Origin of the sequence: Prevotella rectalis, assembly GCF_900607215.1 — a bacterium.
GTDB classification, from domain to species: domain Bacteria; phylum Bacteroidota; class Bacteroidia; order Bacteroidales; family Bacteroidaceae; genus Prevotella; species Prevotella brunnea.
The window spans coordinates 9007-17334 of sequence record NZ_LR027822.1 but is presented as its reverse complement, the minus strand read 5'-3'; the positions used below and the strand labels follow the sequence as shown (position 1 = coordinate 17334).

The window sequence follows — 8328 nt, the reverse complement described above, 5'->3', positions numbered from 1 at the left end:
CGACGCCTACGAAAAGATGCAGTTCTACTACCACCCCGACCATTTGGGCAGCAGTAGCTACATCACCAACCTTGACGGCGAGGTGGCTCAGCACATCGAGTATGTACCGTTCGGTGAAGTATTTATCGAGGAACGCAACAACACGTGGAACACACCTTATCTCTTCAATGCCAAGGAGTTTGATGAGGAGACGGGTATGTACTACTATGGTGCGAGATACTATGAGCCGAGGTTGAGTTTGTGGATGAGTGTCGATCCCAAGGAAGAAGATTACCCAATGTCATCTACTTATTGCTTTGTTAATAATAATCCTATTATTTTTATAGATCTTCGAGGTCTAGATTCATATTATACAATGGATGGGGAATATCTTGGAGATAATAATAAGAAAACTCAATATGTATATGTTGTTTCTGCTGGTGGATATAGGCAGTACAAGAAAGGGCATTATGCAATCACACGCAATAAAGCAATACAGCTTCGTGATAATAAGAATAGTCCTATAACAAAAGATGATTTTAATGATTTGGCAGGAACGTTATATGCAGAAATGTCTAATAATAAAAATAATACTTGGTTAGAGGCCGCTGCTATATACTCTGTTTTGGAAAATCGAGGAAACGAGGATGGTAAAAGTACCTTGCAAGTAGCATCAGGTGGAGGTATATATGGATATTCCAAAAGGTCTAAAATATCAAGTGACCTTGCACCTAAAAATCTTGTTAAAAATGCGTATAAGGGATTAATTCGTGGGATTCTTGATAAGAAAGATTATTCAAATGGTGGATATTTCTGGCATGGGAAAGATTTTTCTATAAAGACTCAAAATGCCTACAATAGTTATTATAAAGTAGGATTTCATTTTACCGACAAGTCACATGACATTTGGAAAATGGGAGATCATCCTTCTCCAAACTCTAAATGGTCATATCAGTATGAATCTACAGCCGCCTATGGTGGCACAACCTTTATGCGTTTATCCAATAAATGGATGAAAGAAAATCATAGTAACCATTGGTCAGGAGGAAGAAAAAAATGAAAATACCGGCAAATTATTTTCTAACATTTCTATTCATTTGTCTTATAGGAACTTCTTGTTCCTATAAGACAAAGTGTAGAGGCATAAGTATCAACGAAGTTCATACTACAACTAAACATGCAAGTATGAGATTCTCCTCCTTGGCTACGTTTTCAAAAAACAAGACATCAGCATTAAAAAATTATCGAAAGTTTAACATAAGTAGGAGCATCAAAAAATCAATCAAACTATCCAATTGGGCAGAAAATATGGAATATCCTCCCGACGTTTTTATCTGTGAAAATGGTTATTATTTTTTATTATCTGTTACAAAAAATCCAACAGGACTAGATACAAATTTTTACCATTGGATTGTTTTAAATAATGATGGTAGAGTTGTTGATGAATTTGTAAGCTTATCTAAAAACATCAATAACTGCTATATGGAAAAAGGGAAACTACACATGGTTGTATATGACTATGATGATGAGTTTTTTTTAAAGGAGCAATCAGAATTGATTCCGATAATAATAAGGGATTTTATAGTTGAAGATAGTTTAGCTTTGAGTAAAGAAAGTAAATTTTACGTAGAAGAGGGCTAATATCAGTAAATAAAAATTCGTTGGTCAAATTAAAGCGTATTTAACTGTCCGATAGGCTTATGATTGATGAGAGTAAAATACTACAACATGGTGAAAGCAGCGACTTTGCCTTAGCCTCTATCTTTGCCCCATCGATGTATTCCACGTTAAGGGTCACTAAGCTTCGATCAGCAAGTAGCACCATCAATTGGGTGAACACGTTGTTTAGCTCGTCTCTGACACGGTTGTGGAAGCAGTTGATGGTGATGAAGTTGGGCTTTTCGTATCCTATAATTCCAATGAAGTGGGTGTCATGGAGGAGCGATTATACAGGAACATTCCATTGGACATAGGCAATATGGAGGAGATGCATCTAAACCACATTTCAATGTAAGGCCAATGAATAATCCTCGAAGTAAATAATGAATTTAATAACTGCAAAAGAGGTTACTGATTCCAGATTAAGTGGACTAATTGAGGAGTATTTTTAATATGCTCAATTTCAGAGATAATGCTCCAAAGAGGGAATTGTTAAAATAATTATCTGATTATCAACGGATTTCTAAAGATTAGGCGTAAAGGTAGGGATAATTCTCTGCCTTTTGCTATATTTGTAACCCAACACAAAGAAGAAATGACCTTACGAGAACGCTTTGCCTGACTTCGTCACTCAAAAAACATGTATTTTATAACTGGTTGATAAACAATATTTTGTATCTTTGTGTCACCTAATATTGGGTGACACGAAAGATATTTTAACTATGTTTGTCCGCAAAAAGAAATATCCATCTGGCAATATCGGAGTTATCGTTGTCGAGAAAATTGGAGGCAAAATGAAGGAACTTACCGCAATTGGAGTAGCCTATAATGAAGGTGAGGTTGAAAATCTTGTCATTGAAGCAAAAGAATGGATTTCCAGAGAGAATTCACGCCGCCAGCCCCAGCTTGATCTATTCGGCGAGGAACGTGAGGCCTGTGACCATGAGCGTGAAGAAGTCCGCCGTGTCCTGTCCAATGTCAGCAATATCTTTCTCAACGGATGCGACTTGATATTAGACCGCACGTTTGACAGGGTTGGTTTCAATCGTATTGACGATGATGTATTCCGCAAGCTTGTTAAGGCTCGTTTGGCATATCCAACAAGCAAGGCTGCCACGGTGTAATACCTGAAAAACCACTTTGACGAAGATATGGATCTCTCAAAAATCTATCGCTATCTTGACAAGCTTAGCGACCATCAGCACGAAATCGTACAGGACATAAGCGTGCAACATACAGCTAAACTGTTCGGTGGAAATATCGGTGTGTTATTCTATGATGTTACCACACTTTACTTTGAAGCGGATTATGAGGACGAATTACGCAAGACAGGTTTCTCGAAAGAGGGACGTCACAGTAATCCTCAAATCATACTTGGACTGCTTGTCAACCTTGGTGGCTATCCGCTTGCCTATTGCATCCATGAAGGCAACAAATATGAGGGTCATACGATGCTGCCGACGATAAACGAGTTTGTAAGCAAATACGGATTGGAGAACTTCGTTGTGGTGGCAGACTCCGGTCTGATGAACAATGCCAACATAGCAGAACTTGAATCGCAAGGCTACAAGTATATAATATGTGCGAAGATAAAGAATGAAAGTCAGCAGGTCAAGAACTGGATACTGGAACAGCCCAAGCGCGACTGCCAGATGGCTGAATATGACAAAGGAGGTGGACGCCGTCTCCCGGTCGGCTATACAGATGACCGTGCAAAGAAAGATGCCTATAATCGGGAAAAGGGTATACGTAGGCTGGAAAAGGCTTACAAGCATGGTGCACTCACGAAAGGCAACATCAACAAGAGAGGTTACAATAAGTTCTTATCCATGGATGGTGAAGTGAAAGTCGCCATCAATTATGACCGTGTTGCCGACGACTCCAAATGGGACGGCCTAAAGGGATATCTCACCAATACAGATATACCAATACAGGACGTATACACGGCATATCACAACCTTTGGCATGTGGAACGAGCCTTCCGCATAGCCAAATCAAAGATAGAGATACGTCCCATGTTTCACTTTACGCGCAAACGAATCGAGGCCCATATATGCATCTGCTTCGTGGCTTTGAAAGTATACAAGGAATTGGAGCGTATGTTGAAAGTCTCAGAGATTAAGATGAGCATAGACAAGGTGCTTGCATTGGCAAAGACCATTACAACGATACAAATCAAGCTACCTCTGAACAAGGAGGTTTATACGCAGACTATGCTGATGGCAAGACATCAGAGAATAGCTAAACTCTTTAACGAAGATTTTTGGGTGACACGATGACGAAGTCAGGAAATGACCTTACGAGAACGCTTCGGGACTTTATGCTCCAGATTGGGAGTTGAGTTTTAATGGTCCGCATTGCCACTCAAACAATATTATTAAAAGTGGTAAAAGTAGTACAGGTAAACAACGCTACCGATGTAAGAATTGGCAGAACCGTTTTATTACCGTCTACAACATACAAAGCCTATCTTCCTAACATTGATAACTGACCAAAGAGGGATTGGGCAATCACAGCACGATACTAACGTTGGGCATTATGATTTATCAGCATTCATTCTTATTTACTCTCAAGGGATTTTGTCAGTTGTACTGCTTGTTGTTGCAGTCTAATAAGAAGTTGGGAATAAGTTTCAAGTTTGCCGAGCAGTTGTTGAGAAATGGCGACAGAATGATAAGTATTGAGGGCTTTCACGGCTTCGTTGTACAGCACGCCTATCTTATTCATCATGGAGACGATTTCGGAGAGTTTCTCCAAGTAAGGCTCTTTTGCAGGGTCTTGGGTGATGACCTTAAAGGCTTCACCTAAAAGTCTTACTCGGACAAAATCGCTTTTCGTTTTTGCTCCCGACTTGCGGTAGAGATTGATAAGTTTCTGCTGGTCTTCGGAATTAGGTATTCTGATGTGCCATCTGTCCCATCTTGGGCAGGTGGCACGTCTGCCATCGGGCTTCTTGGATTTCTGCTTTTTCATTGCTTTCTAATCACGACTTTGGAGTGATTTAATCCCCTTTCGGGGCAAGGGTCTTTGTGGTACAAATGACAATTTGTGGTACAAAGACACACCTTGCCTGTATAAAGAAAGAGACAGTTTGTTATGTTCCATAAAGTAACCTTTCTGGGGTGCTTTTAATAGACGAGAGTTCAAAGTTCAAGAAGTAAATCAAGAGATAAGTTTAGACTAATTTCTTGACTTACTGACTTTATGAGCTGACATATTTTTGACTAAAGTTAATTTTGACTTAGGTCGAAACTAATTTCTTGACCAAAGTCATAACTGACCATTTGACTTAAGTCGCGACTGATGTCTTAACTTAACTCATAACTTACCTGTTTGCGGTATTGGATTATAATGCCTTTCAAGCATTGTCTGTATGTCAGTCTGCTTGTATAGTATCTTCCCTCCGATTTTGTAGAAAGGAAGTATTCCTGCATTTCTGTACTCTTGGAGCGTACGTGTGCTGAGCCGTAATTGGCTGCAAACCTCCTCGCCAGTGAGGTAAACCTCTCCGCCTAACATCGGACGGGCTGTAGAACAATAACGCTCCAGTTTCTTCAAAGTACCCTCCATCAACTGTGCAAACATCTGCATTTGAGGGTCTTGCTGTGTAATGATTTCTTTCTCTTCCATAGTTCATTCTGTGTTTGATTTCATTCATTGTTTGCATTCAGTAACTCTGCGATGTCGCTCTCCTTATAATAGCATTTATGCCCAATGATGGAGAAGGGTATTTTACCCGTGTCGCGATAGGATTGCAGGGTGCGTTTGCTGATGCCGAGCCTGCGGCATACGGCTTCATTGTCGAGCCATTCGTCCGTTTCGGGCGGATTGCCGATAAGCTGTTCAATACTGTGGATAAAGTCTGCAAATTCGGAGCAGTGCCGCTCCCACGCTTTGCGGTCGATGATAATGAGTTTCATTGCCTTGATTTTGTTTTGATTACTTTATTGTTACTCGGCAAACAAACTGTTACGCTATCCGTTGCCGTATTTCTCGTGTGCAAAAGTAAGTGTTCGGAAGGACCGCTGCAAGAAATGAGGAAAAGCAGGGAAATAGAGAGAAAACAAGAGAAAAGACCAAAGGAGATCCATCTGTGTTATTGCGGTAATGAGATGAGGTGCCGGCTCTTTCCTTTTATCACATAGTTATTCTTTCGACAGTTCGATAGTTCGACAAATCGAGATGTCGAAGTGTCGATAGATAGTTTTATCGATAGATTATTTTGACGATATATAGTTTTGACAACAGATAGTCATGACAACAGATAGTCATGACAATAAATTGTACAAACAACAGATAGTCCGTATTATCGTCAGTCCTATCTATTGTTGGCTGTTACGCCTTGCGTCCAAAGAGCCTGAGTATGCCGTATTCTTGTCGTGCCTATACTCTCTTACGGCAACCCTGCCCTGCAAGGTTGGGAGAGATGAATACGACCGCACGAATATTGAAAATGGCAATACCAACTTGAAAAGAAAAATCCTGCGGTGGAGATTCTTCTCTCCATCCGCAGGACTCGACCTTGTCGGGGCAGATTGGCTGCCGTTGTACCTTTGCACGATAAGAAACGGCATCAGGGACTTTGCGTGTGCCTTTGCTTACAACGCCTTCGGGCTTGCTTCCTCCGTCAGTCTGACCATTGGCAGATTGTTGCTCTCGATGAGCAGCACTATCGTGCCTGTGAGTTCGGTGTAAAGACGGCCGTATTGCTCGTCAGAAGCCAATGTGTCCGTCAAACCGAATTTGTCGAATGTGGCTTGAATAGCCTTATTCGACAACAAGATGGTTGCGAGTCTTTCAGGAAGCGATGCAGGCAGTTCCCTTTCAAACTCGTTTTCCAACACGGATACAAGCGTATCATACTTGGAAAAGTGCAAGCCTTGATACAAAACCTCGCTTGCCATGCTTTCCGCTTCGGGGTGAGTGAAACCTTGCGCCACGGCATCGCAGTAAGTTGTGAGAGCCATATCTGCCCGTGCGGTGATAAACTCCGCATCTTGCAACTTCTCAGGGTGATGCTCACTCATGTAACTTCTTAATTTCAATCGAAAGTAAGAAAGTTCCAGCTTTTTGTTCTCTTTCATTTTTAATTTTATTTAGCGTTGATGTTCAATGATGGTTGTTTTGCGGTCAAAGGACAAGTTACTTGTCCTCCGCTTGGCTTTCTTGGCGGACAGACACGCAAAGCCTTTCGCAGTTCCCTTGTGGTATTGCTGCCCATGAGTGGCTGCATCTCACGGGCAATCTTACTCTTGCTGACCTTTGCGTAAAGTTCGGTGGTGGAAATGAAACGGTGTCCGAGCATCTTACTGACGGTTTCTATCGGCAAACCGTTCTCCAAACAGATGGTCGTGGCAAAGGTATGCCGTGCCGTATGCGAGGTGGCTTCGGTATGAGGTGGGAGTCCTGCCTTGATGATAATGTCCCTTATCTTGCGGTTGAAATGGCTATTCGTGGGGAATTCACGAAAGAGCAAACCCTCCTTTCGTCCGTCGCTGACAATGGTGAGTATCTCTTCGGCAATGGGCAATAAAGGAATAATGCTCCTGTTCTGTGTCTTTGTGCGACAGAGCGATATGTACCTACGCCCATCCCCGAATGTGTAAACATCGTCCATTCGGAGTTTCTTCAAGTCTGAGAATGCCAGCCCCGTGAAACAGCCCAAGAGGAAGATGAGCCTGCAATGGTTGTCCACCGAGCGGTGTGGGCGATATGAGAGAAGTTTGTGTAAATCGTCAGAAGTGAGGGCATTGCGCTCGTAGGTGGGCGTTTCAATGTCTATCTGCTCAAAAGGGTCTTCACGGATATATCGCTCTTGCAGTGCTTTTCGGATGACTTGATGCAGGTGGCGCAGACGATTGGAAACAGTGCTTTCCTTGTTTCCCAAGTCCCGCAGCATAAATAGGCGGTAATGTTCTATGAGGTCCTTGTCTGCCTCTTTGGGAAGACAGTCCCCATTTCCCCTTGTTTTTAGAAAAAGTGCAAAATTCTTCCTACTGTCCCTGAAAGCCCTGACGGTAGCCTTTCCTATCGTCTTGCCCTGCAATGCCTCCTTGCTTTCACAGACGGATTGGTAAATCTCTATGAGTGTCGGGGTGGGTTTGTTTTGGTGCTGGTACTGCTCTTTGAGGTATTCAGCCGTAATGTAGTTCTCTTCTCTTAACGTGAGTTCATAGAGTGCGTGAAGTTGGTCTTCTATTGAGTTCAGTTGCAGATTGACGGCATTCGCTCTGTTTGCCACCACTTTTATGCGCCCTTTCTTTGATTGCCAATCATCGGGAGAGGTGTATAAACCTGTTGAGAATGAAGAAGACGCACCATTGCAGGTGATACGGCATCGGATAATGCATTCATTCCTTTCGCTTGTCTTGCTTCTGTCTATATAGAATAGAATTGAAAATGTACTTTTCATTGTTCTTGGACTTTTAGTTGATTAAACGATATTGTGCGATGAGAGGGAGAATCTTCTCCACATCCCGAAAGACACGCTCTGGAGAAGTCTCTGCATACACCTGTGTGGTCTTTATCTGGCTGTGTCCGAGCATTTTCGATACGCTTTCGATGGACACGCCTTCTGAAAGCGTCATCTGCGATGCGAAGGTATGCCTTGCCATGTGATAGGTCAGCGTTTTCTGAATACCGCAAAGCCGTGCTATCTTTTTGAGGTGTATGTTCAACGTGTCACAGCCC

General features: G+C 42.2%; 11 protein-coding genes and 2 pseudogenes. 5 read left to right on the top strand and 8 right to left on the bottom strand.

The genetic code is table 11. The annotated features are described in order from the left end of the window. Together E0E16_RS14375 and E0E16_RS14370 are read left to right on the top strand one after the other, a co-directional pair. Window positions 1-1039, top strand: a 1039-nt coding sequence (locus E0E16_RS14375; RefSeq protein ID WP_255418157.1) for an RHS repeat domain-containing protein, incomplete at its 5' end; no start/stop codon positions are given. Between the two features lie 248 nt (window positions 1040-1287). Then, window positions 1288-1620: a hypothetical protein gene (locus E0E16_RS14370; RefSeq protein ID WP_231093123.1), complete on the top strand. Its 333-nt coding sequence runs from the start codon at window positions 1288-1290 to the stop codon at window positions 1618-1620. A gap of 106 nt (window positions 1621-1726) precedes the next feature. Here E0E16_RS14370 and E0E16_RS14365 read toward each other — a convergent pair. Further along, a pseudogene (locus E0E16_RS14365) lies at window positions 1727-1921 on the bottom strand (IS5/IS1182 family transposase); the annotation flags it as partial. 2 nt (window positions 1922-1923) lie between these two features. On the opposite strand from E0E16_RS14365, the gene E0E16_RS14820 reads away from it, so the two are divergent. From E0E16_RS14820 to E0E16_RS14815, 3 genes and pseudogenes are all read left to right on the top strand, one after another. Then, window positions 1924-2022 carry an HNH/endonuclease VII fold putative polymorphic toxin gene (locus tag E0E16_RS14820; protein WP_130830618.1) on the top strand — a complete coding sequence of 33 codons (99 nt, stop codon included), beginning with the start codon at window positions 1924-1926 and terminating at the stop codon, window positions 2020-2022. 338 nt (window positions 2023-2360) lie between these two features. Next, a pseudogene (locus E0E16_RS08410) lies at window positions 2361-3917 on the top strand (IS1634 family transposase). 58 nt (window positions 3918-3975) lie between these two features. Next, window positions 3976-4116, top strand: a complete 141-nt coding sequence (locus tag E0E16_RS14815) for an IS1/IS1595 family N-terminal zinc-binding domain-containing protein (RefSeq protein ID WP_130829970.1) — start codon at window positions 3976-3978, stop codon at window positions 4114-4116. An 81-nt stretch (window positions 4117-4197) separates the two neighbouring features. On the opposite strand, the gene E0E16_RS08400 is transcribed toward E0E16_RS14815, so the two are convergent. The 7 genes from E0E16_RS08400 to E0E16_RS08370 form a co-directional block, all read right to left on the bottom strand. Beyond that, entirely contained in the window at window positions 4198-4611 is a 414-nt protein-coding gene (locus E0E16_RS08400) for a plasmid mobilization protein (protein WP_130829969.1), read from the bottom strand. Window positions 4612-4956: 345 nt separating this feature from the next. After that, a complete protein-coding gene (locus E0E16_RS08395) occupies window positions 4957-5268 on the bottom strand; it encodes a helix-turn-helix domain-containing protein (RefSeq protein ID WP_044071259.1) in 312 nt (103 codons plus the stop codon). A gap of 20 nt (window positions 5269-5288) precedes the next feature. Beyond that, window positions 5289-5558, bottom strand: a complete 270-nt coding sequence (locus tag E0E16_RS08390; protein WP_004348461.1) for a helix-turn-helix domain-containing protein — start codon at window positions 5556-5558, stop codon at window positions 5289-5291. Window positions 5559-5960: 402 nt separating this feature from the next. Then, window positions 5961-6212: a hypothetical protein gene (locus E0E16_RS13585; protein WP_165444216.1), complete on the bottom strand. Its 252-nt coding sequence runs from the start codon at window positions 6210-6212 to the stop codon at window positions 5961-5963. Between the two features lie 24 nt (window positions 6213-6236). Next, the gene (locus E0E16_RS08380) at window positions 6237-6722 is read right to left on the bottom strand and encodes a DUF1896 domain-containing protein (protein WP_117654561.1); all 486 of its coding nucleotides are present in this window, start codon (window positions 6720-6722) and stop codon (window positions 6237-6239) included. A gap of 8 nt (window positions 6723-6730) precedes the next feature. Further along, entirely contained in the window at window positions 6731-8050 is a 1320-nt protein-coding gene (locus E0E16_RS08375; RefSeq protein WP_130829967.1) for a site-specific integrase, read from the bottom strand. A gap of 13 nt (window positions 8051-8063) precedes the next feature. Continuing rightward, window positions 8064-8328, bottom strand: a 265-nt coding sequence (locus tag E0E16_RS08370) for a tyrosine-type recombinase/integrase (RefSeq protein WP_165444215.1), incomplete at its 5' end; no start/stop codon positions are given.